14 protein-coding genes, 4 tRNA genes and 3 rRNA genes are annotated in these 26,852 nt (G+C 45.1%); 17 read left to right on the top strand and 4 right to left on the bottom strand.

The window, feature by feature from the left end; translation table 11 throughout:
• Nucleotides 1-510: 510 nt before the first annotated feature.
• From ACM0P2_RS17105 to ACM0P2_RS17025, 17 genes are all read left to right on the top strand, one after another.
• Nucleotides 511-2,043, top strand: a 16S ribosomal RNA gene (locus ACM0P2_RS17105).
• 413 nt (nt 2,044-2,456) lie between these two features.
• Nucleotides 2,457-5,337, top strand: a 23S ribosomal RNA gene (locus ACM0P2_RS17100).
• A 229-nt stretch (nt 5,338-5,566) separates the two neighbouring features.
• A 5S ribosomal RNA gene (rrf, locus tag ACM0P2_RS17095) occupies nt 5,567-5,682 on the top strand.
• The 16S, 23S and 5S rRNA genes sit together here, the layout of an rRNA operon.
• Before the next feature lie 375 nt (nt 5,683-6,057).
• Nucleotides 6,058-7,620 (top strand): methyl-accepting chemotaxis protein, encoded by a 1,563-nt coding sequence (locus ACM0P2_RS17090; RefSeq protein WP_159120610.1) that lies wholly within the window; start codon nt 6,058-6,060, stop codon nt 7,618-7,620.
• Nucleotides 7,621-7,735: 115 nt separating this feature from the next.
• Nucleotides 7,736-8,770 (top strand): UDP-N-acetylmuramate dehydrogenase, encoded by a 1,035-nt coding sequence (gene murB, locus ACM0P2_RS17085; protein WP_159120609.1) that lies wholly within the window; start codon nt 7,736-7,738, stop codon nt 8,768-8,770.
• On the top strand, nt 8,767-9,753 hold the full coding sequence (birA, locus tag ACM0P2_RS17080; RefSeq protein ID WP_039222269.1) for a bifunctional biotin--[acetyl-CoA-carboxylase] ligase/biotin operon repressor BirA: 987 nt from the start codon (nt 8,767-8,769) through the stop codon (nt 9,751-9,753). The genes murB and birA overlap by 4 nt, the downstream gene beginning before the upstream one ends.
• Nucleotides 9,754-9,891: 138 nt before the next feature.
• Entirely contained in the window at nt 9,892-10,638 is a 747-nt protein-coding gene (locus ACM0P2_RS17075; protein ID WP_173361231.1) for a type III pantothenate kinase, read from the top strand.
• A 121-nt stretch (nt 10,639-10,759) separates the two neighbouring features.
• Nucleotides 10,760-10,835, top strand: a tRNA-Thr gene (locus ACM0P2_RS17070).
• Nucleotides 10,836-10,842: 7 nt separating this feature from the next.
• Nucleotides 10,843-10,927 (top strand) — tRNA-Tyr (locus ACM0P2_RS17065).
• A gap of 33 nt (nt 10,928-10,960) precedes the next feature.
• Nucleotides 10,961-11,035 (top strand) — tRNA-Gly (locus tag ACM0P2_RS17060).
• A 7-nt stretch (nt 11,036-11,042) separates the two neighbouring features.
• Nucleotides 11,043-11,118: transfer RNA gene (locus ACM0P2_RS17055), tRNA-Thr, on the top strand.
• Between the two features lie 68 nt (nt 11,119-11,186).
• Entirely contained in the window at nt 11,187-12,371 is a 1,185-nt protein-coding gene (tuf, locus tag ACM0P2_RS17050) for an elongation factor Tu (RefSeq protein ID WP_419226870.1), read from the top strand.
• A gap of 448 nt (nt 12,372-12,819) precedes the next feature.
• Entirely contained in the window at nt 12,820-15,378 is a 2,559-nt protein-coding gene (locus ACM0P2_RS17045) for an EAL and GGDEF domain-containing protein (RefSeq protein WP_159120429.1), read from the top strand.
• A gap of 173 nt (nt 15,379-15,551) precedes the next feature.
• The gene (locus ACM0P2_RS17040; RefSeq protein WP_419226869.1) at nt 15,552-16,904 is read left to right on the top strand and encodes an alkaline phosphatase PhoX; all 1,353 of its coding nucleotides are present in this window, start codon (nt 15,552-15,554) and stop codon (nt 16,902-16,904) included.
• Between the two features lie 313 nt (nt 16,905-17,217).
• Nucleotides 17,218-17,394 carry a hypothetical protein gene (locus tag ACM0P2_RS17035; protein ID WP_419226868.1) on the top strand — a complete coding sequence of 59 codons (177 nt, stop codon included), beginning with the start codon at nt 17,218-17,220 and terminating at the stop codon, nt 17,392-17,394.
• 402 nt (nt 17,395-17,796) lie between these two features.
• Entirely contained in the window at nt 17,797-18,351 is a 555-nt protein-coding gene (locus tag ACM0P2_RS17030) for a hypothetical protein (protein WP_419226867.1), read from the top strand.
• 233 nt (nt 18,352-18,584) lie between these two features.
• Nucleotides 18,585-21,032 carry a S8 family serine peptidase gene (locus ACM0P2_RS17025; protein WP_419226866.1) on the top strand — a complete coding sequence of 816 codons (2,448 nt, stop codon included), beginning with the start codon at nt 18,585-18,587 and terminating at the stop codon, nt 21,030-21,032.
• Nucleotides 21,033-21,355: 323 nt separating this feature from the next.
• Here the strand turns inward: ACM0P2_RS17025 and ACM0P2_RS17020 are convergent, their stop codons facing one another.
• The 4 genes from ACM0P2_RS17020 to ACM0P2_RS17005 form a co-directional block, all read right to left on the bottom strand.
• Nucleotides 21,356-21,985, bottom strand: coding sequence for a response regulator (locus ACM0P2_RS17020; RefSeq protein ID WP_419226865.1), 630 nt, complete (start codon nt 21,983-21,985; stop codon nt 21,356-21,358).
• Nucleotides 21,982-22,671 carry a sensor histidine kinase gene (locus tag ACM0P2_RS17015; RefSeq protein WP_419226864.1) on the bottom strand — a complete coding sequence of 230 codons (690 nt, stop codon included), beginning with the start codon at nt 22,669-22,671 and terminating at the stop codon, nt 21,982-21,984. The genes ACM0P2_RS17020 and ACM0P2_RS17015 overlap by 4 nt, the downstream gene beginning before the upstream one ends.
• Nucleotides 22,664-25,822 (bottom strand): protein kinase domain-containing protein, encoded by a 3,159-nt coding sequence (locus tag ACM0P2_RS17010; RefSeq protein ID WP_419226863.1) that lies wholly within the window; start codon nt 25,820-25,822, stop codon nt 22,664-22,666. Before ACM0P2_RS17010 ends, ACM0P2_RS17015 begins: the two co-directional genes overlap by 8 nt.
• Nucleotides 25,823-25,972: 150 nt before the next feature.
• The gene (locus ACM0P2_RS17005) at nt 25,973-26,812 is read right to left on the bottom strand and encodes a GAF domain-containing protein (protein ID WP_419226862.1); all 840 of its coding nucleotides are present in this window, start codon (nt 26,810-26,812) and stop codon (nt 25,973-25,975) included.
• Nucleotides 26,813-26,852: the final 40 nt, after the last annotated feature.

Below are 26,852 nucleotides of genomic sequence, written 5' to 3'. Positions count from 1 at the left end.
AGCTTAATTATTTATCTCGAACATCAAGCGCTAATATATTAACGGCAGGATCAAATACTACTTTAAGGACGACTACTTTATAGGATCTGAACCACCATCCTATTAGTAATTAGTCCATATTGTCTACTATTTATCACATTTGAATGAAAAATAGCCGGTTAGTTCAGTTTTTTCATCTTTTTTAAAATAAGTGTTGACGTGAGCGCTCATTTCCCTAAAATGCGCATCCGCTTCGGGGGAAAAGCAAAACAGCAAGCCTCCTGAAGTAAGTCTCTACTACCTTTATAGGCCAGTAAAGACGGGAGTTTAGAAGAAACGCTTCAGAAAATAAATTTTCAAAAAGTGTTGACAACGAAAACTTCCAGCGTATAATGCGCACCTCACTCGAACAGGGTGAGTCACTAAGAAGCAACGGCTTCTAGTGAATGTTCTTTAACAATTTAGACAAGACAATCTGTGTGGGCACTCGTTAAGAGTGTCACATAACGACGATTCATATTTCGATATATTTAATTGAAGAGTTTGATCATGGCTCAGATTGAACGCTGGCGGCAGGCCTAACACATGCAAGTCGAACGGTAACATTTCTAGCTTGCTAGAAGATGACGAGTGGCGGACGGGTGAGTAATGCTTGGGAACTTGCCTTTGCGAGGGGGATAACAGTTGGAAACGACTGCTAATACCGCATAATGTTTTCGAACCAAACGGGGCTTTGGCTCCGGCGCAAAGAGAGGCCCAAGTGAGATTAGCTAGTTGGTGAGGTAAAAGCTCACCAAGGCGACGATCTCTAGCTGTTCTGAGAGGAAGATCAGCCACACTGGGACTGAGACACGGCCCAGACTCCTACGGGAGGCAGCAGTGGGGAATATTGCACAATGGGGGAAACCCTGATGCAGCCATGCCGCGTGTGTGAAGAAGGCCTTCGGGTTGTAAAGCACTTTCAGTTGTGAGGAAAAGTTAGTAGTTAATACCTGCTAGCCGTGACGTTAACAACAGAAGAAGCACCGGCTAACTCCGTGCCAGCAGCCGCGGTAATACGGAGGGTGCGAGCGTTAATCGGAATTACTGGGCGTAAAGCGCACGCAGGCGGTTTGTTAAGCTAGATGTGAAAGCCCCGGGCTCAACCTGGGATGGTCATTTAGAACTGGCAGACTAGAGTCTTGGAGAGGGGAGTGGAATTCCAGGTGTAGCGGTGAAATGCGTAGATATCTGGAGGAACATCAGTGGCGAAGGCGACTCCCTGGCCAAAGACTGACGCTCATGTGCGAAAGTGTGGGTAGCGAACAGGATTAGATACCCTGGTAGTCCACACCGTAAACGCTGTCTACTAGCTGTGTGTGCCTTTAAGGCGTGCGTAGCGAAGCTAACGCGATAAGTAGACCGCCTGGGGAGTACGGCCGCAAGGTTAAAACTCAAATGAATTGACGGGGGCCCGCACAAGCGGTGGAGCATGTGGTTTAATTCGATGCAACGCGAAGAACCTTACCTACACTTGACATGCTGAGAAGTTACTAGAGATAGTTTCGTGCCTTCGGGAACTCAGACACAGGTGCTGCATGGCTGTCGTCAGCTCGTGTCGTGAGATGTTGGGTTAAGTCCCGCAACGAGCGCAACCCTTGTCCTTAGTTGCCAGCATTAAGTTGGGCACTCTAAGGAGACTGCCGGTGACAAACCGGAGGAAGGTGGGGACGACGTCAAGTCATCATGGCCCTTACGTGTAGGGCTACACACGTGCTACAATGGCATTTACAGAGGGAAGCGAGACAGTGATGTGGAGCGGACCCCTTAAAGAATGTCGTAGTCCGGATTGGAGTCTGCAACTCGACTCCATGAAGTCGGAATCGCTAGTAATCGCAGGTCAGAATACTGCGGTGAATACGTTCCCGGGCCTTGTACACACCGCCCGTCACACCATGGGAGTGGGATGCAAAAGAAGTAGTTAGTCTAACCTTCGGGAGGACGATTACCACTTTGTGTTTCATGACTGGGGTGAAGTCGTAACAAGGTAACCCTAGGGGAACCTGGGGTTGGATCACCTCCTTACCATTACGTCGAAAGACGCACTTGATGCAGTGCCTACACAGATTGTTTTGTTTATATAAAGACTCGCTTCGCGAGTGTCGCGATTAACTGCTTTACCGGAAGGGAACCTTCCTGACAGTTAACCTTCTCGCTAAAGAAGTGAAACCTAGATGTTTCAATATAGAGTGCTAATTAATGATCACATTCATTGATTAGTGTTTTTAGAAGCACTAATGTTCTTTAACAATTTGGAAAGCTGATATTAATAGTAATCAATCAAAATTGAGTAACTGAGAAATCGAAAGATGACTTTTTACTCTACTTGACTGAATTGCTTGTTATCAATTTATTGATAACAAGGCAATTCTTCCGATTAGCTTGTCATTCATGCGACATAACTTAGACAGAAGTCAAAAGGCTGTTTGGGGTTGTATGGTTAAGTGACGAAGCGTATACGGTGGATGCCTTGGCAGTTAGAGGCGATGAAGGACGTGTAAGTCTGCGAAAAGCTGTGGTGAGCCGACAAAATGCATTTGAGCCACAGATGTCCGAATGGGGAAACCCACCTGTTTACAGGTATCGTTACGTGAATACATAGCGTAACGAGGCGAACGAGGGGAACTGAAACATCTAAGTACCCTTAGGAAAAGAAATCAATTGAGATTCCCCTAGTAGCGGCGAGCGAACGGGGAACAGCCCTTAAGCTGTATTGAATGTAGTGGAATCCTTTGGGAAGAGGAGCGATACAAGGTGATAGCCCTGTACACGACGCAATCTTTACAGTGAAATCGAGTAGGTCGGGACACGTGTTATCTTGACTGAATATGGGGGGACCATCCTCCAAGGCTAAATACTCCTAACTGACCGATAGTGAACCAGTACCGTGAGGGAAAGGCGAAAAGAACCCCTGTGAGGGGAGTGAAATAGAACCTGAAACCGTATACGTACAAGCAGTGGGAGCACCTTCGTGGTGTGACTGCGTACCTTTTGTATAATGGGTCAGCGACTTATATTTAGTAGCGAGGTTAAGTGAATAACGGAGCCGTAGCGAAAGCGAGTGTTAACTGCGCGTTTAGTTGCTAGGTATAGACCCGAAACCCGGTGATCTAGCCATGGGCAGGTTGAAGGTTGAGTAACATCAACTGGAGGACCGAACCCACTAACGTTGAAAAGTTAGGGGATGACCTGTGGCTGGGGGTGAAAGGCCAATCAAACCGGGAGATAGCTGGTTCTCCCCGAAATCTATTTAGGTAGAGCCTCGGACGAATTCCATTGGGGGTAGAGCACTGTTAAGGCTAGGGGGTCATCCCGACTTACCAACCCTTTGCAAACTCCGAATACCAATGAGAACTATCCGGGAGACACACGGCGGGTGCTAACGTCCGTCGTGGAGAGGGAAACAACCCAGACCGCCAGCTAAGGTCCCAAAATATTGCTAAGTGGGAAACGATGTGGGAAGGCACAGACAGCTAGGAGGTTGGCTTAGAAGCAGCCACCCTTTAAAGAAAGCGTAATAGCTCACTAGTCGAGTCGGCCTGCGCGGAAGATGTAACGGGGCTAAGCAATATACCGAAGCTGCGGCAGCACAGTTTACTGTGCTGGGTAGGGGAGCGTTGTGTAAGTGGATGAAGGTGAGTTGTAAAGCTTGCTGGACATATCACAAGTGCGAATGCTGACATGAGTAACGATAATGGGAGTGAAAAACTCCCACGCCGGAAGACCAAGGTTTCCTGTCCCATGCTAATCAGGGCAGGGTAAGTCGGCCCCTAAGGCGAGGCAGAAATGCGTAGTCGATGGGAAACGGATTAATATTTCCGTACTTATATAATCAGTGATGGAGGGACGGAGAAGGCTAGGCAAGCTTGGCGTTGGTTGTCCAAGTGAAAGCGAGTAGGCCGAAAACTTAGGTAAATCCGGGTTTTTAAAGCTGAGACGCGAGACGAGCTCCCAAGGGAGTGAAGTTGTTGATGCCCTGCTTCCAGGAAAAGCTTCTAAACTTATGATTATATGAACCGTACCCCAAACCGACACAGGTGGTCAGGTAGAGAATACTAAGGCGCTTGAGAGAACTCGGGTGAAGGAACTCGGCAAAATTGTACCGTAACTTCGGGAGAAGGTACGCCCCTGTTTGTGAACACTTCGCGTGGTAAGCAAATGGGGGCCGCAGTGACCAGGTGGCTGGGACTGTTTATTAAAAACACAGCACTCTGCAAACTCGTAAGAGGACGTATAGGGTGTGACACCTGCCCGGTGCCGGAAGGTTAATTGATGGGGTTAGTTTTCGGACGAAGCTCTTGATCGAAGCCCCGGTAAACGGCGGCCGTAACTATAACGGTCCTAAGGTAGCGAAATTCCTTGTCGGGTAAGTTCCGACCTGCACGAATGGTGTAACCATGGCCACGCTGTCTCCACCCGAGACTCAGTGAAATTGAAATCGCAGTGAAGATGCTGTGTACCCGCACCTAGACGGAAAGACCCCGTGAACCTTTACTACAGCTTGGCACTGAACATTGAACCTACATGTGTAGGATAGGTGGGAGGCTTTGAAGCACAGTCGCTAGATTGTGTGGAGCCGTCCTTGAAATACCACCCTTGTATGTTTGATGTTCTAACATTGGCCCCTTATCGGGGTTGTGGACAGTGTCTGGTGGGTAGTTTGACTGGGGCGGTCTCCTCCCAAATAGTAACGGAGGAGCACGAAGGTTAGCTAATCACGGTCGGACATCGTGAGGTTAGTGCAATGGCATAAGCTAGCTTAACTGCGAGACAGACACGTCGAGCAGGTACGAAAGTAGGTCATAGTGATCCGGTGGTTCTGTATGGAAGGGCCATCGCTCAACGGATAAAAGGTACTCCGGGGATAACAGGCTGATACCGCCCAAGAGTTCATATCGACGGCGGTGTTTGGCACCTCGATGTCGGCTCATCACATCCTGGGGCTGAAGTCGGTCCCAAGGGTATGGCTGTTCGCCATTTAAAGTGGTACGCGAGCTGGGTTTAGAACGTCGTGAGACAGTTCGGTCCCTATCTGGTGTGGGCGTTGGATGATTGATGGGAGCTGCTCCTAGTACGAGAGGACCGGAGTGGACGAACCGCTGGTGTTCGGGTTGTCATGCCAATGGCATTGCCCGGTAGCTACGTTCGGAACGGATAACCGCTGAAAGCATCTAAGCGGGAAGCCGGCCCAAAGATGAGTCATCCCTGACCTTTAAGGTCTGGAAGGGTTGTTATAGACGATGACGTTGATAGGCAGGGTGTGGAAGCGTTGTAAGGCGTTAAGCTAACCTGTACTAATTGCCCGAGAGGCTTAACCATACAACGCCCAAGAAGCTTTGGACTTCTGAGTGTTGTAGACAAGCTAAGCTCTGATAAAGAGCAGCAAGTAAGAGTAAAAAGCAGTTACTCACTGATTGAATTAATATTATCTTTCCCAAATTGTTAGTTATTAAGCAACGATGATTAAATAGGCTCTAAAGAGTACTGTTAGTCCTCCTTGCGCAGAAGTCATGATAAAAAGCATCATGATTCTGCACTAAAAGTTTTTCCTGGCAGCCATAGCGATACGGTACCACCTGACTCCATTCCGAACTCAGAAGTGAAACGTATTAGCGCCGATGGTAGTGTGGGGTCTCCCCATGTGAGAGTAGGACACTGCCAGGTCCCATTAAAAAGAACCCGCCTAACGGCGGGTTTTTTGCTTTCTGCAGCAGAAAAAATGGGGTCAGAGTACATTAATTCCCCGCTCATGCTCCAGCGAACATCAAAATGGGGTCAGAGTACTTTATTTCATTAGCTGCCACTGCAATTGTCCTAATTAGAAGCCAACTACCACTGCGACTTATTGGCAATGTAGAAATGTACTCTGACCCCAATATTCAATGTAGAAATGTACTCTGACCCCAATATTCAAAGTAATACTCTTTGCTCCCACTATGTGCATTGAAGTAAATAAAGTTCTACTACCAACTGCTTATAGAAATTAGATAGAAATCAGACTACATTTGAAAGATGTTAAAGCAATGTTAAGTGCGTTTGATGAAGTATTTATTGATGGCGGCTATCGCTGGGTTAAGCAGTTTGGCGGCACATTGGGTCACTGATAATAACTGGATAGCTTCTGGCATTACTTTTGTCAGTGCTCTGGTAGGGGCGTTTTTTATTTATAGCGCGTCTGATAAAAAGGTAATTGAAAATGTTAGCGCATCAATAAAGTTAGATGTTACTAGTCATAAAAATAACGATGCTACGAAGGTGAGTCATGCCGTAAGTAACATTGCTATAGGCGGCGCCTCTGTTTCGTTTTTTCTCGAACAATTATCAAAAGCCTTCAATGAACAGGTCGCACACATTGGTGAGATGAGCGGGCGACTCCAGCACTTAGAAACTTCATCAAGCTCGTTAGATGAACTTGCAAAGAATGCCTATGCGTCAATGAGTGAGTCTGACGAAAAAACACAATTAGGTAGCTCGTCTTTAAAAGAAGTGTTGAAGCAGCAACAGCAGCTCGTAAAAAATATAAATGCGTCCTCAGAAGCATTAGCCATTTTAAAAAGTAGGGCTGAGGGTATCAGTACTATCACCAATACGATTAATCAATTGGCCGATCAAACAAATATGTTGGCGTTAAATGCCGCTATCGAAGCCGCAAGAGCGGGTGAACAGGGAAGAGGCTTCGCCGTTGTTGCGGATGAGGTAAGAGAATTAGCAAAAAAAACAACGGATGCTACATCAGGAATTGAAAGCTTGTTGAAAGATATGAACACGAGCAGCCAAGCCGCGGTCGAGACAATGCAAACGGTGCTAAATTCTAGTGGCGATATGAATGTGCAGTTACAAGAAAGTGAAAATGCCATCTCTTATTCAAGCTCATTATCTACGCAAGCTCGCGAATCAATGGGCGCTATGCAAGGTATGGTAGAGAGTAATACTGAACACAGTGCAGGTATTAGTGCCAATATATTAAAGCTACATAGCACGACGGAAAATCTAGAGCGAGATCTCAATGATGTAGCAACACGAGCGCTTACATTGAGCAGCCAAGCAGAAGATATATTCAGACTGTTGGAGAGTTTCGATGTAAATGACAGGAATAGTGAAGTAAGGGATATCGCGATATCTACAGCAGAAAAAATAGGTAAGCGCTTCGAACAAGCAATATCAAACGGTGAGATATCCGAGTCACAATTGTTTAGTTTTGATTATACACCGATGCCAAACACCAACCCCGAGAAGCACACAACTCCTTTTGATAGCTTCACTGACAAGGCGCTTCCTGAGTTGCAGGAGCCCATATTAGATAATCACAGCTATATTATTTACGCTGGAGCAGTAGATAAGAATGGCTATTTTCCTACTCACAATAAAAAGTACAGCCAGCCCCTTACCGGTGATTACGAAAAAGACTTAGCGAATAATCGCACGAAACGTATATTTAGCGATAAAACGGGTAGTCGTTGTGGTAGTAATACCTCTACTTTTTTACTTCAGACATATAAACGGGATACCGGTGAGATAATGCACGATCTATCAGCGCCTATTTATGTTAAAGGTAAGCACTGGGGCGGGTTTCGTATTGGCTACAAAGCCGAAGAGCAGTAGCGCCAGCAAGAGCCGAAGGTTGCATACCCATGCAACCATTATTTGCGTGTTTACACTTTTATTTAGTGCTTGGTTACCCTACCATTAGCGAATTGTTCGCAGTTCGTAAAATTATATGCCTTCATTACAAAGCTATAGCACGTTTGGTCTCTCTGCATCCTGTGATTCAATTGAGCTATTCACCGATGTTTCATCTTTTTTATCTATATACAATTCAATCAAAAATCGAACTGATAACGCCATCTACATTCTTGGTGGTGGAAGCAACTCCATTTTTACCAATGACTTTGATGGAACAGTATTGGTTAACGAAATTAAAGGTATTAGTCATTTCGATACAGAGAGTCATCACTTTTTAAGAGTTGGCGCTGGCGAGAACTGGCATGACTTCGTGACTTTGTGTATGAGCGAGAAGTGGTATGGGTTTGAGAACTTAGCATTAATACCTGGTTCGGTTGGCGCTTGCCCTATTCAGAATATTGGCGCCTATGGTGTAGAGGTAAATACGTTAATTGAAAAAGTGGAGTGTGTATTCCTTGAGACCGGCGAACAAGTTGTGCTGAGTAATGAGGACTGTCAATTTGGCTATAGAGACAGTGTGTTTAAACACGAACTCGCGAACAAAGTGTTGATCACTCATGTAAACTTTAAACTGCCCAAGCACTACGAACTTGAAACTAGCTATGGTGAATTAGCCGCGCTTTCTGAGCCAACCCCAGAAAAGATATATAGTAAGGTAATAGAAATTAGAAAGAACAAACTTCCCGACCCAACCGAGCTTGGCAATGCAGGGAGTTTCTTCAAAAACCCAGTTGTTTCACAAGCCGTGTATCAAGGGATTGCGCAAGGATACGATTCAGTACCTCATTTTGTAGTCGGCGGAAGTGCTGAAGTACCAGCAATTGAAAAAGAACAAATAAAAATACCGGCTGCTTGGCTTATTGACCAAGCAGGTTTTAAAGGCAAGACTTTAAATAAAGTACGATGCCACCCTACACAGCCATTGGTACTTACTAATTTAGGTGGAGCCACCGGAAGCGACGTTGTCACCATGGCAAGAGATATCATAGCAAGCGTACATGAAAAGTTTGGCATACAGCTTGAGCCAGAAGTGCGCTTATTAGGAAACAAAGGACTTATTTCGCTATGAGACAAGCATCAAAAGCTATAAGAAAACATATACTGGCTTTGTTGTCTGACGGCCAGTTTCACTCTGGTGAAACTATTGCCCAGCAAGTGGGCCTATCGCGTACAGCAGTTGCAGGCCATATTTCCCAACTCGCCGATTGGGGATTAGATGTATTTAAAGTAAAAGGTAAAGGCTACCGTTTAGAACGAGGGTTTCCATTGTTAAGCGCCGACAGCATTAAACGTCATTTAGGCAATACAAAACGAGCGGTTATTGATGTGGAGTCGGTTTTACCTTCCACCAATACGGAAATGAAGAAGCGTATTGCGAGTAAACGAGAAGATCTTGAAAACGGCGATGTGGTTTTTGCTGAAATTCAAACCGATGGAAGAGGACGACATGGCCGTTCATGGTTAGCACCGGTAGGCGGTAGCTTAACATTCTCTATGTATTGGTCTTTTCCTGACGGTTATCAAAGCATGGCTGGGCTTTCTTTGTTAGTTGGGCTAGCGGTTTGCGATGCACTTAAAGAGTTTGGCGTAGAAGACGCCGAGCTTAAATGGCCCAATGACATTTATTTACAAGGTAAAAAGCTTGCGGGCGTACTTATTGAGGTAGAAGGACAGATTGGGGCCACCGCTCACAGTGTTATCGGCATAGGCTTAAATGTTTGTGTTCCCGATAACCAATACGATGTGGGTCAGCCTCATAGCGATCTCGCTTCATATTTAGGCACTATCCCAGATAGAAATGCACTAGCTGCAGAAATCATTAAATCCCTGTGGTCTTATTTGCCTAAATTCACTCAGCAAGGCTTCGGGCCATTTACTGCATATTGGGAAGCGCTCGACTTATACGCCGATAAACGTATTGTTTTACAAATGGGCGAGAAGCGTTTTTCCGGTATTGATAGAGGCGTAGACGCAAGCGGCGCACTTCTGGTTGAGACCCAAGATGGAATTACACGATTCCACGGTGGTGAAGTTAGCCTTAGAGGCAACTAACGCTCTATTTCACGGCTAAGTTACGAAGTGTCAGAAAATATTTTGTCATAAAAGTACTTCGTATTTCGACTCTGTGATTTTTAGAAAGCATTTTAACCGTTCGTTTTACGCAATTCTTTGCGATCGAAATCAAAAACTATGAACAATATTGAAGAAAACCACGTCATCTTAGTGGATATAGGTAACACCCGAATTAAATATTCACTGCTTTGTGACGCCGAAGAAGAGCCAAATGCTTGCGAAGATGCCATTTCTCTTTTCTTTTTTATCGATTCTCAAGAAAAAATATCTCATTTATACGTTGCCTCGGTAAGAAACCAGGAACTGGTTGATGAAATTTCCACCATGTGTAATGAGAGAAATATAATTTTTGTAGAAAAGCACACAGAGAAGGAAGCCTTCGGGATAAAAAATAGTTATGCGAATGTTCAAAAAATGGGCGTTGATAGATGGCTTGCTATGATCTGCGCTGCAGAAAAATCAAAAAAAGCATTTTTTGTTATGGATGTGGGTACAGCAATCACGGTGGATTTTGTTGTAGATGGTCAACATTTAGGCGGTTGGATCGTGCCTGGATTTCAAGTTATGCGTAATGCATTGGTCGCTTCAACTAAAAAAGTGTTCGCGAATGATGAAATTCCGACCACTTTTGGAGTGGGAACCGACACGGAGGATTGTGTGGCAAGTGGGTGTCATGCAGCCCTTTATGGTGTTTATTTGAGCGCTATTGATTACATATCAAGCAAACAAACCGAATTTGACATAATTTTAGGGGGTGGAGACAAAAAAGTGTTTGCATTCTTAAAATCTGCTGATAACATGCGCCTCGCTCATTTGGTGATGCAGGGTCTTGCCCGCTACGCTCGAAGTGAACTTCTAAAGTGAACATCGACGTAAGTTTTTGATTAGTTGAAAAATTGGTCAAAAAAGAAAATTGAAAAATTTTCAAAAAGACACTTGCACAGAGTTAAACAATACTCTATAATGCGCACCCACTTGATGTAGTGCCGACTTAGCTCAGTTGGTAGAGCAACTGACTTGTAATCAGTAGGTCGCCAGTTCGATTCCGGCAGTCGGCACCATCAATCTGGAGGGGTACCCAAGCGGTCAACGGGAGCAGACTGTAAATCTGCCGGCTCAGCCTTCGCAGGTTCGAATCCTGCCCCCTCCACCACTTTCTCTATGAGGTGGCCAGAGAATTAGGATTGCGGGCATCGTATAATGGCTATTACCTCAGCCTTCCAAGCTGATGATGCGGGTTCGATTCCCGCTGCCCGCTCCAAATCAGTGCTGATATAGCTCAGTTGGTAGAGCGCACCCTTGGTAAGGGTGAGGTCGGCAGTTCAAATCTGCCTATCAGCACCAGTTTATTTCTCCCCAGCTCATGTAAAAAACTCTAAATTTTTTAATGTAACTTTGCTGGGATAATAGAAATGGCAAAAGAAAAGTTTGAACGTACGAAACCCCATGTAAACGTGGGTACAATCGGCCACGTTGACCACGGTAAAACTACCCTAACTGCAGCTATCACTACAGTTCTTTCTAAAACTTACGGCGGTTCTGCTCAGGCTTTCGATCAAATCGATAACGCGCCTGAAGAGAAAGCTCGTGGTATCACCATTTCTACTTCACACGTAGAATATGACACTCCTTCACGTCACTACGCACACGTAGACTGCCCAGGACACGCTGATTACGTTAAAAACATGATCACTGGTGCTGCTCAGATGGACGGTGGTATCCTAGTAGTAGCTGCGACTGATGGCCCTATGCCACAGACTCGTGAGCACATCCTACTTGGTCGTCAGGTTGGTATTCCTTATATCATCGTATTCATGAACAAGTGTGACATGGTTGATGATGAAGAGCTTCTAGAGTTAGTAGAAATGGAAGTTCGTGAACTTCTTAATGAATATGAATTCCCAGGTGATGACCTACCAGTTATCCAAGGTTCAGCTCTTAAAGCGCTTGAAGGCGACCCAGAGTGGGAAAAGAAAATCATCGAGCTTGGTGAAGCGCTTGATTCATACATCCCAGAGCCAGAGCGTGCTATCGATAAGCCGTTCATCCTTCCAATCGAAGACGTATTCTCAATCTCAGGCCGTGGTACTGTTGTAACTGGTCGTGTTGAGCAAGGTATCGTTAAAGTTGGTGAAGAAGTAGAAATCGTAGGTATCAAAGATACAACTAAGACTACTTGTACTGGTGTTGAGATGTTCCGTAAGCTTCTTGACGAAGGCCGTGCAGGTGAGAACGTTGGTGTTCTTCTACGTGGTACTAAGCGTGATGAAGTTGAACGTGGTCAAGTACTAGCTAAGCCTGGTTCAATCAATCCACACACAAACTTCGAAGCAGAAGTATACGTACTATCTAAAGATGAAGGTGGCCGTCATACTCCATTCTTCAAAGGCTACCGTCCACAGTTCTACTTCCGTACAACTGACGTAACTGGTGCTGTAGAGCTTCCAGAAGGCGTAGAAATGGTAATGCCTGGTGACAACCTTAAATTCAAAGTTGAGCTAATTGCTCCGATCGCGATGGAAGAAGGTCTTCGTTTCGCAATCCGTGAAGGTGGTCGTACAGTAGGTGCTGGTGTTGTATCTAAGATCCTAGACTAATCTAGACTTAGCAACATAAGCCCCAAAAAGCGCACTTAGGTGCGCTTTTTTTATGCCTTTTGGAAAGAGAGTGAGTGTATGCCCTCCGAAACACGCCGTAAACCCATCCATGGGGGCTCCGACACCGCATCCATGCGGTGTAGGGTTTCAGAGGGCATACATTCACTCTATCGTTAAACGGCATAACAAGAAGTTTAATGGGGAGAAGAAGTAACACGCCGCGGACCCACCCGTACTTTTGTATTAGCGGCTACGACATCGCATTTATCCTATGGCGGGATTTAGCAAGCACTTGTTTAACATGGATAAGGGTAGTGGGTAGCTTTAATCGAAAGTTGAGCTAAGCTTAGGTATTGATAAATCTGAAATTTATCATTGTTATGTGTTTCTTTCTTTAGTGCGAAGTGGCAAGCTTCAGTTTAGTCTTACATTAAGGTTTTATAAGGTAATGTCATTCGAGTCAGTCCTAAATGAATCAGAGTTCAGCACCATTATTTTGGAAAATCGTAGTGCCTACGAGCAAGATTTAATAGCGTTTAACGAGCTACTACAGGCTGACTATCTCTACTTGGGCGTCAAAAAAACAGATAGCATTTCCGTACTCATAGGGCTGTCTCATCACTCACCGATTGCAGAAATAGAATATGAGCTTAACGGCTCTCCTTGTGAAAGTGTTTTGTTAACTGGGCCATGTGGCTATGAGTCAAACGTTCACGAGCACTTTCCCGCCGATCAAACCCTTAAAGCGCTTGAAGCTCAAGGGTATTTGGGCGCAGGACTTATTAATGAAAGAAGTCGTGATATTGGTGTGCTCGTCGCTATATTTAAAACGCCGAAAAAAGACATCACAGAGTGGCTACAAGTATTTTCACTTCAAGCGAAACTGTTTTCTACGCAGCTTCAAAAGGACTTTTTTGCGATAAAAACAGCACATAACTTGTCGCTTATTGATGAGATAAGTCGTATGTCGCAAACAGGGTCATGGGAGTTTTACCCTGAAACTGAAAAGTTGATATGGTCACCGGAAACCTATCGAATACATGGCCTGCCAGTAAGCAGTGAGATCAATCTTCAGAAAGCTATCGACTTTATCGCCACTGAGTATACAGCCGAAATTACACGTGCATTTGAAAATCTACGCAATAGCCAGCAACCCTATGACATTCAGTGTCAAATCATTGATACATCTGGTTCAGCAAGGTGGGTAAGAGCTTCTGGAAAGGCTGAGTTTTATAAGAACGGCGAAGTTAAACGGCTGTTTGGTGCGTTTGAAGATATTACCGAATACAAAACGGCGCTGATTCTTAATGAAGATCGCGCCAAAAGAATTCAAAGTATATTGAACAACATTAATGACGCCGTATTTAGTATTGATACAAAAGGCACCATTACACACTGTAACGACGTTGCACTTAAAATGTTTGGCTATACGCGAGGTGAGTTACTCGGTCACTCCGTTGAGATGCTAATGCCAGAGCCTTACGCCTCTAATCATGCCTACTACATGCGTAATTATATGGAGTCGGGAGTAGGCAAAATTATCGGTGTGGGTCGTCAGCTTCCAGCTAAACGCAAAAACGGCGACATTTTTCAGATGGAGTTGTCATTATCTGAAAGCAGTGACTTAGGTGAAAGGGGCTTTATTGGGGTTATTAGAGATATCAGTGAACGTATAGAAGCGCAGGATACCATTTATAACCTTGCTTACACCGACCCGGTTACTCATCTTCGAAATCAGCAGTGGTTTCATCAGCGTTTTAAAGATTTGATGCTGCGCGCATCAATGAATCAAGAATACATACATATTCTGCTCTTAGATATCGATAACATGGCCCAAATCAACACTCGATTTGGCTTCGGAAATGGTAACTACGCCATAAGAAAGGTCGCCGAGCAGTTGCTATTCGTTATCGGACACGACTATGAGATATTTAAGTATGGTGGTGATAGCTTTGTTGTGTTGTCGAAGAAAACCTACAGAAAAAAAGAACTCCACAAGTTTGATTCGAGCTTGGTGGAAAGTGCGCTGCTTAATCCTCGTCACTTCGATATTATTTTAAACTCCGTGAAATGGTCTCTAACCGCATCGCTGGGAAGTGCTATTTTTAACCCACAAGGTCAAAGCTTCGAGTCGATTATTAATGTAATTGAGCAAGCGGTTAAAAGAGCTAAACGAGCCGCACCTTTTGGGCTATGCCATATATCAGAAGAGGGTTTTAAAGAGTTTGATCGCTACCTAGATATAAAGTCTAAGCTTGAGCAAGCGATAGAAGACGATGAATTATCAATTGTGCTTCAGCCCCAAGTCACCCATGACGGAACGGTTTCTTCCTTTGAAGCGCTTGTGCGGTGGTATTCGAAGGCGCTGGGGCAGGTGAGCCCAAGTGAATTTATTCCTATCGCAGAAGAGAGCTATGCCATCTGCGAAATAGGTGACATCGTTTTACGAAAAACGCTCAACGTGATTAGTAGCTTCGTAAAGAACGGCTTAAATACCAGCATTGCGATCAACATCAGCGCTAGACAAATCGTTATGCCTGACTTTGTTAACACGCTTCTTTCTCGCGTAAATCAGTTTGGCATACCACCTCATATGTTAATGCTAGAGCTAACTGAAACCGCTTTAGTCGTAGATATTGAATTGGTTAAAGAAACCATGCTTGAACTGGCGAAGTTCGGTTTTCGTTTTTCAATTGATGATTTTGGTACAGGTTATTCCAGTCTTGCATACCTCAAAGTTCTTCCTATCAGCGAACTCAAGATAGATAAATATTTTGTGGACGACATAGGAAAGGACTTTGATGGAAAAGCCGCGCAGATTGTTGACGCTATTATTGAAATGGCAAGAGCGCTTAACGTCTCCTGCATTGCCGAAGGTGTAGAAAGCGAAGAGCAGTTAAACTATCTGAAAGCTAAAGGCTGTGAAAAATTCCAAGGCTATTACTTCTCAAGGCCAGAACCACAAGCGCATTGGGAAGGCCTTCAAAAAAATACAAAGCTTCCTTAATGTTAAAACAGCGCCTGCAAATAGCGTTTATCGTATTGCTTAGTCTTAAGCGTGTTTTAACCGCTTTTTGTCGCTTTAACAGAAAGCGTTCTTGCTAGTTTGCTGATCTCGTGCTGTTATAGTGTAACAATACCAAGCGATGATATTTACATTTAGCGCAGTAAGAGATTTTTATGATTACACGACGTCAATTTTTAGTGGGCTCTTTGGCTTTTGGTGGCCTAGCTACCAGTGCCTTTGGTAAGCAATTGAATGTGGCGTCTATGCCGATGAGCGAGGGATACGGAGCGCTTTTACCCGACCCGCAAAAGCTACTCGATTTACCTAAGGGCTTTACTTATAACGTTATCTCAAGCCTTGGTGATGTAATGTCTGATGGTATGCACGTTCCCGACAGAGCAGACGGTATGGGTTGCTTGCCTATTAAAGGTAACAATAACAAAGTGGCGCTCATACGTAACCACGAGCTGCATCCTAAACATTTGAGTGCTCAGCCTGATTCTATTCAGCAACATACCAGTAAACTCGCCTACGACAACTACGCTGATGGTGTGGCGTTGCCCGGCGGCACCACAACGATGGTGTACAACCTTACCACACAAACGGTAGAGCGAGAGTTTATTAGTCTTACTGGAACGGTAAGAAACTGCTCGGGTGGTATCACGCCTTGGGGCACGTGGCTAACGTGTGAAGAGTCGGTAGACCGCCCTCATGGCCCTAACGGTGATGTGGTAAACAAATCTCACGGCTATATCTTTGAAGTGCCAGCAGATGCTGATTCACTGATTGAAGCTAAACCACTTAAAGCAATGGGGCGTTTTAATCATGAAGCGGCGTGCGTTGACCCTAAAACCGGCATTGTTTATTTAACCGAAGATAGGGGCGATAGCTTGCTGTATCGCTTTGTGCCTCGCGAATACGGAAACTTGGCTGCTGGCGGGCAATTAGAAGCCTTAGTAGTAAAAAATAACCCCCAGTTTGATACGCGTAACTGGAGCTCCTCAACGATGCCTATAGCGACCTGGTTTGACATTGAGTGGGTAGCGCTAGATAACCCAGAGAGTCCGGATGATGATTTACGTCAGCAAGGGTATGACAAGGGTGCAGCCTTGTTCGCTCGCGGTGAAGGCATACACTGGGGAGACGATGAGTTGTACTTTTGCTGCACCAATGGCGGGGAAAAGCAGCTCGGTCAGGTAATGAAACTTGTTCCTTCCCAAAATGGTAAACAAGACAAGCTGCAGCTGTTTCTAGAAAGCGAAGACAAGAACTTGTATAACTTTGGTGATAATTTGACTGTGTGTCCAAACGGGCATTTGTTAGTGTGTGAAGACCAATACACCGACATCGTCGATAATCATTTGCGCGGCGTCACGCCAAGTGGAGAGGTGTATAACTTTGCCAAGTTACACGCTCAAACAGAGCTTGCCGGCGCGTGCTTCTCGCCCGACGGCAATACGCTTTTCGTCAATATTTACTCACCCACTAAAACGTTGGCGATTACAGGTCCTTGGGCCAGGGCGTAATACTTATCAATGCGGACTGGCATTTTGGTTATTTTCACTAAGTAACATTGGAACGGTGTTTTACTCTTACGCCGTTTCTTGCTTATGAGGTTCTTTGCTGCTCAGGTTCCTTGCTCTCTCGCTCAAAAACTACATCGCCTAGCGCGTGCGGTTTCCGACAATAAATTTGTGTTGAAACATCTGTAGTTCATTGCTGAATTAATTGAGCCAGCAGTTTTATAATCTTAATTCTCTATCTTGTGAATCAAATTATCTCATTTTAATAGTTTTATCTAATCAATAATAATGCGTTTACTTTAACAAGGAGAGCGAAATGAACGCATTACTAAAAAAACTAACAATCACGACTAGCCAACGTGTAGCTTCCACCCCTAATCAACCAATAAAGGTGCAGTGCAACTACACTGATAACTATTATGGTGATCAAGTATGTGTGGAAGTAAAAGCCCCTAAACCCCTTAGCAACCTTCATGTAGGCGTGCAGCTATGAGATGCTCAATAAAATGTGCGCTACCTAAATTTGGTTTGGGTGACAAAGCTGTCAGTACGCTCAACTTAGGGATAAGCGCTTGACAAGAACTCGGCAGAATCGCGCACCAGTAGACGATAACCAAAACTCCTAAACGGCAGACTCGTGAGGCCAGTTTTAGTACTTGGACTTTTGTCATCCCAAATCCAGCGCGAGCTTCATGGCATTACTGTGAATTTTTACACCGGAGAAGATAGCTGGGGAGTAGTCGCAAACAACGCTATGGCTGACGTACTGACCTGAGTTGGCAAATAACTAGCGGCTTATGCGGTAGGCGTAGTGAAAATAGGGGGAACTCCCTATATGTATTTGAGACGGGCAGGCTGATACTCAACGTACAGTTTGTCTAGCTCGAGATGCGAAATGAAACATTTGATTGCCGTTGTATTTGTTCTGCTAAGCACGCCTTCCCTAGCTGGCGTTGTTACTTATGACTTTACGCGACTTATATTTGGGGCAGATTCACAAAAATCCAGTTTAGCCGGTCAGATTACTTTTGATGAATACGAAACCCAGTTCAACAGGAGCACATGGCTGTCGTTTTTCTTTCAGCTAGAATTTGATGGCGATATTTACCATATTCTAGAGGACGACATTGCTGACTTTGTGATAGTTAATTTAAATGGTGGTGTGTTTGGTGATGAAAGCGGCGAAGGTTTTGAGTTTTTTATTGAGGACTCAAGCGTTCCTTACGAGTTTACTATTAGTTCAGGATTAGCAGGTTTAGGAGAAACAGATACGTGTGTTTTCTTCGAAAGTGGCGAGCGCTGTGCGGGTGGCTTGTTTCAACTGGTTAAAACTGTAGAGCCTAATAATGGCTCCAACAATGGCTCGACACAAGTGAGTGAACCCGCGTCTTTCGCAACTGCCATGCTCATTCTATTAACGTTTACTTCAATGAGGAAGCGCAAGCAGTAAGGCTTCTTTGATTTGAGTGAGTGGTTTATTTCCAGTACCACGTTTGTTCCCCCTCCAACCTATTAATTTTTTCGGTTGTTGGTATTTTTGCCCTCCATCTATGAGGGCTTTTTTCTTTTTGAAATTTATGTTTTTGCGAAGCGTTTTAAAACGGCTTCGTATAGGGGGAACTCCCCATAGTTTTACCTCTTTGCTTGTTAAATACTCAATGGGTACTTAAAGAGAGGTGTATTATGAAATTCCTTAATAAGAAAACCGTATTATCAGTAGCTATTGCTTGTGCTCTACCAGCAAGCATGGTGAATGCAAAAACGTTCGACAAAACATTGGCCGATGCACTTGCTGCTTCGCCACTAGAGCTACAACAAGTTATTGTTACATTTGAAGGTAAGGGGCCTGCCACAACAGAACAAATTACAGCACTTGAATCGTTAGGTATCACTGGCGGAGTTAGCCTTCGCAACGTGCCTATTGTTGGCGTGCTAGCGAACAAACAGCAAGTAGAATCGCTTTATCAACGGGATGACGTAGTTTCGGTATGGAATAACGATCCACTAGAACTAGAAAATCATGAGTCTACCCAAATCACGGGCGTTCAGGCACTACAAGCTGACCGCGATATTCGCATAAATGGCATGCCAGTATCGGGTAAAGGTATTGGTGTTGTAGTCAATGACTCGGGTGTTGACGGCACACATAGCGATTTAGCATTCCCTGATCACGTTGTTCAGAACGTACTAGCCCAGGTGAATTTAAATAGCTACAGCGGCATTTTACCTATTACTTACCAAGAAAATGTGTCTAACACCGATATTCTAGGCGGTCATGGAACACACGTGGCAGGCACTGTAGGCGGTAACGGCGCTAAGAGCGGTGGTTTACACGCAGGCGTAGCACCGGGTGCAGACATTATTGGTTATGGCTCGGGCGCAGGTCTATTTATCTTAGATACTATCGGCGGCTTCGACTACGCGCTGACCCACCAGTTCGACTACAACATTCGGGTAATTTCTAATTCATTTGGTAACACAGGTGATGTAGGTACAGACTTCAACCCAGACGACCCAACGAACATTGTAACTAAAGCATTGGCTGACAACGGTATTATTACCGTGTTCTCAGCAGGTAACTCAGGCCCAGGCGAATCGACAATTACCGGTAACTTTAAAAAGGCACCTTGGGTAGTTACAGTGGCTGCGGGTAACAAGCAGGGCGAGCTGGCTGACTTTAGTTCACGGGGTGTTGACGGAAAGGGTGGGCAGGCAGTTGTCGATGGTGAGGTGTTCACGTGGGAAGACCGTCCTACCGTAACGGCGCCAGGTGTAGACGTTATTTCTGCACGAGCTTCACTGTCTAGTTTAGGCGCACTGAGTGCCACTGCCGACGCTGAAATGATAGAGCCACAGCACCTACCTTTTTATACCGTATCGAGCGGTACTTCAATGGCTGCACCACACGTATCAGGTATTGTTGCACTTATGCTAGAAGCAAATCCAAACCTTCAGTGGGAAGACGTGAAGCGTATTCTTCAGGAAACCGCAACACCAATGGCAGGCATGGACGAGTGGGAAGTGGGCGCAGGTTATGTTAACACTTATGCCGCCGTAACTGCCGTGCTTGAAGGCGATGAAGTATTTGGCGATACAGTGAAGAAAAATCGTAAATTTAACGCATTTGCAAATGTGGCTGAGGGTGAAACCTTTACGCGGTCTACAACCTACTTGCCAGTCGGTGAGTCACCGACTGAAACATTTGAGGTTGGTCCTGAAGTATCCATGGTAGTGGCAAATGCTTCAATTGAAACAGCTACGGCTTTTGTACTAGAAGACCCGGCAGGCAATACCTACGGCTCTGGTATCGGCTTACCTGTGCTAGGGTCTTCTGTAGGTACTGCAGCGCCAGGTATGCTGGGCACGTGGAAACTGTATAGCCGCGGTATTGGCAGCATTAGCGGTGTGTCGGTTGACCCGCTAGGTGTAACAAACGGTGTGGGTATCCCTGGGACTAACGATGTAAACATTCGTTTGTTAGTGACATCAGGTTACACCGGCATTGATGATGCTGCAGGTCACCCAGCTAAACCTTTTATTGAGTACGTTGTTGCAAACGAGCTAATGGACGCACAAGAAAGCGGGTTTGCGCCAGATGCACCACTTACCCGTGTAGAGCTTGCAGATACGCTAGCGCTTAGTGCCAACCTTCGCCAAACTAACGATGGCAACGCGGTTAACTATAGCGATGTGAGTGCAGAGCGTGCTGCTGCGGTAAACTCTGCGACGGCGACAGGTGCGGTACTAGGTGATTTAGAGATGAATACGCAACCTGTGATGCAAGTCGATGGCAATTTCTTTGGTAGCAATATACAGGTGACGAAAGAAGAAATGGCATATTCGATGATTCAAGCTTTGGGCCTTCAAAATGAAGCGCAAAGCTTCGATGCTGACAAAGTTATCGCTATCGTGCTTGGCGTGGCAGTAGAGGTTGAAGATACTGATGCTATTGCACCTGAGTATCGTGGCTATGTTCAGCAGGCACTAGCCGCTGGGTTAATGCAGGTGGAAGTGAGAGTAGAGCAAGCGCCATTTGCTCTCCAGCCTACGCTTAAAGCCTTCTTTAACCCACAGAATGGGGTGTCACGAGGCGAGGCTGCGTTTATCCTTACGCAATACGCTGAGCTTTAGTCCTTAGGGTTGAGGGCCGGTTGTAACATTCAAAACACGCGGTAAACCCATCCATGGGCGCTCCACAGCAGCATCCCTGCTGCTGAGGGTTTTGAATGTTACAACCGGCCCTCGCGTAATCTGTAGGAGGAGGGGGGAGATGAAGCAAGGCCCCTCTTTTTTGTTTAAGTCTTGCCGAAAGTTTATCGCTCAATATTGGAATTTGTTCACGGGCGTTCTGCCGTAGTCTCCCTGCTGCTGAAGGGTTTGAATGTCACAACTACCCCTAGCTGAATTTACATGGGGAAAGGGGAAACGGAATTTAAAACGGGGTATGAATAACGTTATTCTAGCAAGCCAGCTTTTCCTGCCATTCTGATGAGCTCTGCTGAACTGCTTAAGTTGAGCTTTTTATAAATATTGCTGCGATGATTTTCTGCCGTTTTAAGGCTCATATCTAATAGCTCAGCAATCTTCTTGCTGGTGTTGCCTGCTGCAACTAAGAAAAAGACTTCACGCTCTCTTCGTGTTAATACACTTAATGGCGATATATGCTTTTGGCAATGCTCATCCAAAGGTTTAGTTATCTCATCGGGGAAGCACGTTTTGTTGGCAGCCACTTTTTTTATTGCGTCAACCAGACTGTCACCAGAAGACTCTTTTAAAATGTACCCCTTTGCACCAGCATCGCGCATGGCTTCTATGTATTCCACCTCATTGTGCATTGAAAGCACGAGTATCCTTGCGTCTCTGCGCTGAGATAAAATTTTATCAATGGCAACCAGCCCGCTCATACGCGGCATAGAAATGTCCATTAAGATAACATCAGGGGAGAGTTTTAGTACTGCTGCAATAAGCTCAACGCCATCGTCGCATTCTCCCACCACGCTAATATTTGGATTTGCGTTTAGCATCTGAGACACGCCTTGGCGCATAAGTACATGGTCATCGGCTAGCACTACACGAATTGTCATACGGGTACCGTTACTGTTGTTCTTGTGCCTTTTCCAATGGCAGCGTCTATTTCTAGCGTCGCGTTGAACGCTTCTGCTCTATCGCGAATACTTGAAAGTCCAATTCCTGGCTCTATTGTCTTGCTGTCAAACCCTACACCATTATCAAGAATATCTAAACGAACAACGTGATGATGGTAAGAAATGGTTAGGGTAAGGTCAGTGGCTTCACTATGTTTTATAGCATTTACCAGCGTCTCTTGCGCAATTCTGAATAGGAGGGTGCTTATGTCTTTAGGGAGATCGGACGGTAATGTTATATCTGTGTGATAGTTAATATCTTCGTCACTTAGCAAATTTCGACAAAGCCAGTTGAGTGCAGGTTTAAGACCTAAGTCATCTAGGATAGTGGGGCTCATTAGCCGTGATAACTGCCTGACATCATTTAGTGCCATTTCAGCAATATTGTGTAAGGCCTCTATTTCAGGCGATGAAGAAGATAACGCCTGAAGCCGTCTGGTCAACCCGGTAAGCAACTGCCCTATACCGTCGTGAAGCTCTCTAGAAAGCTTCGCCTTTTCTGATTCTTGTTGGGCCCACAGTCGTTTAGCAAGTTGTTGCAGTATTTCTTGGTCGGCATCCAGTCGCGCTTGAAGCGTTGCCTGTAATGCCTTAATACTCTCTATTTCTTTGGTTAAATCATTCAAGGTAGGCGTTCCTGTAGTCGCCCGCCTGCTTTTCTGGTAACTGGGTTAGCCACTGCGCCGTTAATTCATTCACCGTTTCTGTTTTGCCAGGAACGGCTCGATAGTAAAGATGGTTGCGCCAGTATGAAGGGTATAAAGCGAGCTTTTGCTTGAGCTTTTCGATAGATTCTTCATCCCCAAGTGATGCTTTTACATAAAGCCACTGAAGGTAAGACTGATAATAGGTAGGTTTGATAAGCGATCCCAGTTTTACCATGGCGCTACTATTTTCACTTAGAGAAAGCCGCTCTTGCATGTCGAGCAGAATTTTTATTTTGGTAATAACCGGCACGTTACTGTTATCTACAAGCGTATTGTAGATCTCGTCTAGTTCGTTATTCAGTGTGCCTTGATGGTGCTTGAGCCCCAGTGTTACCCATTGAAAAACGGCAAACTGCTCGTGACGCTCTTTGCTAATTGTAGGTGCTACAGTTTCAAGGCTATTTTCCAAACATGACCAGTTTGCAGTGAGTAAACATATTTCAGCTTCCCACAGAAGAACCTCTGTTTTTGCTCTGCTATCTTCAGAGTCGTGGGCCAAGCGTCTTGCATCCGCGGCGTGTTTAGTGGCTTCTGCCAAGTTACCGTTCGCAAAATTTAAGTAGCTGAATAGCAGGTGGTTTATCATTCTCTCTTGGTTATGCTGATTTCCAAGTTTCCCATCAACGGTTGTTATGTGCCGCGAAGCTATGTTCTTATCGCCTTTAACTAGACTGAGTTGCGCCAAGTTTTGGTAAGTCCGAAGTAAATGAGATTCGTCCCCGTTTCTCTCAAACAGTACCTTAGCTTGTTGCCAGTAAATCTCTGCAAGTGAGATATCACCAATTAAAAAGTGCATATAAGCCACGTTGCTCATGCTTTGTGGCTGAAGCACTTTGTCATCGGTTTGCACCCGTAAGTCGAGACCTCGTTTGTAATAACTCAGCGCTTTCTCGTACTGTCCTCGCTCTTCAAACATAAAGCCTAAGGTATCGTTCACATGGGCTTCCTGTGCTAAGTCACCTAAATCGTGCAATAGTTTCACGGCCTCTTCAAGCGACGCTTTTGCGGTAGCATAATCGCCAGTAAGTGAGGCAGCTATAGCCAGGTTTGCTAGCGTTTTTGCCCGGTCAGAAGGCTGTGTCTCTGCATCGCGCAGTGTAAGTGCGTCGTTAAAATATTGCGCCGCGGTCACATTGTCGGCTGTGCGAAGGTAAGCGATACCAAAAGCGTTCAGTACTAAACTCTCACCCTGATTATTTTTTGCTTGTCGAAACGCCACCAGTGCTCGCGTTAATGATTCGCTGGTGGCGGTGTCAATGTCTCCGTTTATAATTTGCAAACGAGCAAGTTCAAACCACAGTTGTCCATCATTAGGGCGCAGTATTAATGCGTTTTTATAGTCAGTCATTGCTTTGGCATCTTCGCCTGCCCACTGATATATGTCTGCACGTATTGATAGTAATTCAGGTCGGTTTGGAAACTGGGCAACCAGGGCGTCTATCGACTGTATAGCAAGAGGCAAGTCCTCGTTGAGTTCAGCTCTTAATAATTCGGCCTGTAATCGCCAATACTGTGCCAAGTTGGGAATGTTGCTTAAACTATCTAATGCCTGCCTTGCACCATCATAGTCACCGCCATTCATTGCATTACGGGCTTTTGCTACCCACCCCCCCGGATAGTCCGGTGTTGTGGCAATTATAGCGTCAATGGTGTCTGAGCTATTTAACGTCTTTCCCTTTTGCCACGCACTATCTAAGGCATCAAGGTAACGTAAATCGGGAAGCGGCTGGGGCGATTGAGTTTCAATAGCGTCAAATAGCGACTGGACAAGTTTGTTGGCAAACGCACTCAAATCATCGGAGAGGGTGTTGGCATCTACATTATGCGACACGGTAAAAATTGCTGTATTGGCCGGCATACTTAGTACGCTGGCGTGGATCAAATATGTACTACTGCTGGTGGGCGTAGCATCAAGTAATAATACGCTGTTTGCCACAAGCGAGGCGGCTAAGTCGACTCTATCGCTGTCATTGCTAAATGGTGACAAAGCCAAATTTGCAACCAAGGTTTGGGTTTGCGCTCTATCATCCAATACAATATAGGGGTGAGTAGATAGTGAATAGCGAAGTAGGTTGTTTATAGTATCTAAAAGAGGGTACTGAGGGTCATTCAATACCAACAGCTGAATAGGTTGATCTGTTGCTAATTGAGGCTGATCTTTTCGGTGCGAGGAATAGGAAAAGATACTCGCACTCACGATCAATACTAATAAAGCAATAGCGGAAAAAGTGAATCGTGGGCTGAAGCTATTACCTGTGTCACTACTTTTGCCTGCGTCGCTCACACTAAGCGCCTGTTCTAGAGAAAGCCTTTTAGCCGGGAGGTGGTGAGTTAACTGGTTGATGCAGACCTTGCGTTTTTTAGCCCAAAGATAGTGGTAAAGGCCAACTCCTTCTTTTTCAACACAGTCCAACATGTCTTCTAAAACCTTGCCTAGGCTATAGGTGTCGGAGTGTTCAGTTGCTTTCCCGGTTTGCATGACTTCTGGAGCGGTGTAGCGTTGATGACCACTCGTTTGAACACCAGACAATGCGCTTTGTCCAATACCAAAATCAATAAGTTTGATGTCTTCATGGTGATCAATAAGGATATTGTCGGGTTTTATATCACCGTGTTTAATGCCTATTGCTTTGCATGCCAATAAGGCGCTGATTAGCTGTTGCTGCCACTTATCGAAATCGGCTTTGCTGATAGGTTGTCGAATACGAGTGTACAGTGGCTCGCCTTCGATGAACGCCATTGTAAAAAAGGCGGTGTCGCCGTCAGAAAAAACGTCATGTACGCGAATGATGTTAGGGTGTTGCAGTTGTCTGGCAATATTAACTTCATTGCGGATGGTTTGCATTTTTACCGGATCGCTTGCACCACCTTCAATGACCTTAAGCGCTACTTTTACATCAAGCAACTCGTCAATAGCACTGTAAACGGAAGCTTGAGCCCCTGACCCAAGTCGCTCAACAATGAGAAAGCGATTAGCTAAACGAGAATTGGGCACGACAGAAGCCCCTGAAGCTAAAACTTCAGTTTTAAGAAAATCGGTCTGCGACGAGAATACATCTGGCCTGTTCAAAGCCCTCTCCACACTTCACTAATCACCATCACAACGTAAGCAATAGACGATTGGCGTCGCGATAAATATTGTTCTTATACAAAAGGCTATTTTGTCATTTTAAGGCTTCCATGCGGGTAGAAATTTGCACGGTAAATTTCAACCAGCCCTCTAGCTTATAAGTGAAAGTTTATGCTCTATTGTGTGGAATAACAAACGCATCGAAATCATATTTGCCAAAGAGGTGGCAAATTCAATGTCAGTTTGGGTGAAGTAACGCCGCCCTTTTGTTGAGTCTGCGTACAAAACGCCGACGGGAGTTTCGTTTAAGCATACAGGAACGCAAATAGCAGCCTGAATACCGTGATTTATTACACTTTGTTGCTTGTTGAGTGATTCGTCGCAAACAATATTACCGATAGCGCGAACTGCATTGGTTTGCATGCACTGATTAATAATGGTGCGGCTTCCCGTAAATTCCTCACCCTGCATCCAGCTCTCGTAGCCCACACCAAGTTGATAATCATTTGTTTTGTCGAACAAAATGAGGGAGGCTCGTTCACAGCCTAACGACTGAAGCAAACACTCTCTAGCAAGATTAATCAGCGCAGTGCTGCCATTGCAGCGTTGAAGCTGTGTTTGATATTGCTTTAACTGGTGCTTTCTCCATTCCCGATGGCTATCAAGTTTAACCACGTTGTTCAAATCAATCGGAGTAAATTCACAGGGTACAGGACCAAGTTGCAAAACCTGCGGCTTGATTAGGGTTAGATGCTTCACTTGCATTCCCGCACTGAAACATCCTGTAGAGCTCATGTCATTAAGCTGCCATACGTGGTCGTTGTCAGCCTGCTTGTTGGCTCGTAATACGATATGAGAGCGAGAGACTTGAGGGTGTGGAATAACGATGTCTGCACTTTCAGAGCGGCCGATGTGATACTCACGACCCTCAAAAAGCAAGTGTTCACTTACGCTACCGTTCCTTTCTGTAAAGGCAAACTGTAATGGCATAGCATCGCCCTCATCGTGTCACTGTCACTGAATTTTTATT

It is taken from the genome of Alteromonas sp. OM2203 (assembly GCF_048517045.1).
Taxonomy (GTDB): domain Bacteria; phylum Pseudomonadota; class Gammaproteobacteria; order Enterobacterales; family Alteromonadaceae; genus Alteromonas; species Alteromonas gracilis.
This window is presented reverse-complemented; position numbering and strand designations above follow the sequence as displayed.

What these genes read in the sequence shown, in the direction of transcription:
- ACM0P2_RS17090 (WP_159120610.1), top strand. Translation starts at nt 6,058, where the DNA reads ATGAAGTATTTATTGATGGCGGCTATCGCTGGGTTAAGCAGTTTGGCG.
- murB (WP_159120609.1), top strand. Translation starts at nt 7,736, where the DNA reads ATGCCTTCATTACAAAGCTATAGCACGTTTGGTCTCTCTGCATCCTGT.
- birA (WP_039222269.1), top strand. Translation starts at nt 8,767, where the DNA reads ATGAGACAAGCATCAAAAGCTATAAGAAAACATATACTGGCTTTGTTG.
- ACM0P2_RS17075 (WP_173361231.1), top strand. Translation starts at nt 9,892, where the DNA reads ATGAACAATATTGAAGAAAACCACGTCATCTTAGTGGATATAGGTAAC.
- tuf (WP_419226870.1), top strand. Translation starts at nt 11,187, where the DNA reads ATGGCAAAAGAAAAGTTTGAACGTACGAAACCCCATGTAAACGTGGGT.
- ACM0P2_RS17045 (WP_159120429.1), top strand. Translation starts at nt 12,820, where the DNA reads ATGTCATTCGAGTCAGTCCTAAATGAATCAGAGTTCAGCACCATTATT.
- ACM0P2_RS17040 (WP_419226869.1), top strand. Translation starts at nt 15,552, where the DNA reads ATGATTACACGACGTCAATTTTTAGTGGGCTCTTTGGCTTTTGGTGGC.
- ACM0P2_RS17035 (WP_419226868.1), top strand. Translation starts at nt 17,218, where the DNA reads ATGAACGCATTACTAAAAAAACTAACAATCACGACTAGCCAACGTGTA.
- ACM0P2_RS17030 (WP_419226867.1), top strand. Translation starts at nt 17,797, where the DNA reads ATGAAACATTTGATTGCCGTTGTATTTGTTCTGCTAAGCACGCCTTCC.
- ACM0P2_RS17025 (WP_419226866.1), top strand. Translation starts at nt 18,585, where the DNA reads ATGAAATTCCTTAATAAGAAAACCGTATTATCAGTAGCTATTGCTTGT.
- ACM0P2_RS17020 (WP_419226865.1), bottom strand. Translation starts at nt 21,985, where the DNA reads ATGACAATTCGTGTAGTGCTAGCCGATGACCATGTACTTATGCGCCAA.
- ACM0P2_RS17005 (WP_419226862.1), bottom strand. Translation starts at nt 26,812, where the DNA reads ATGCCATTACAGTTTGCCTTTACAGAAAGGAACGGTAGCGTAAGTGAA.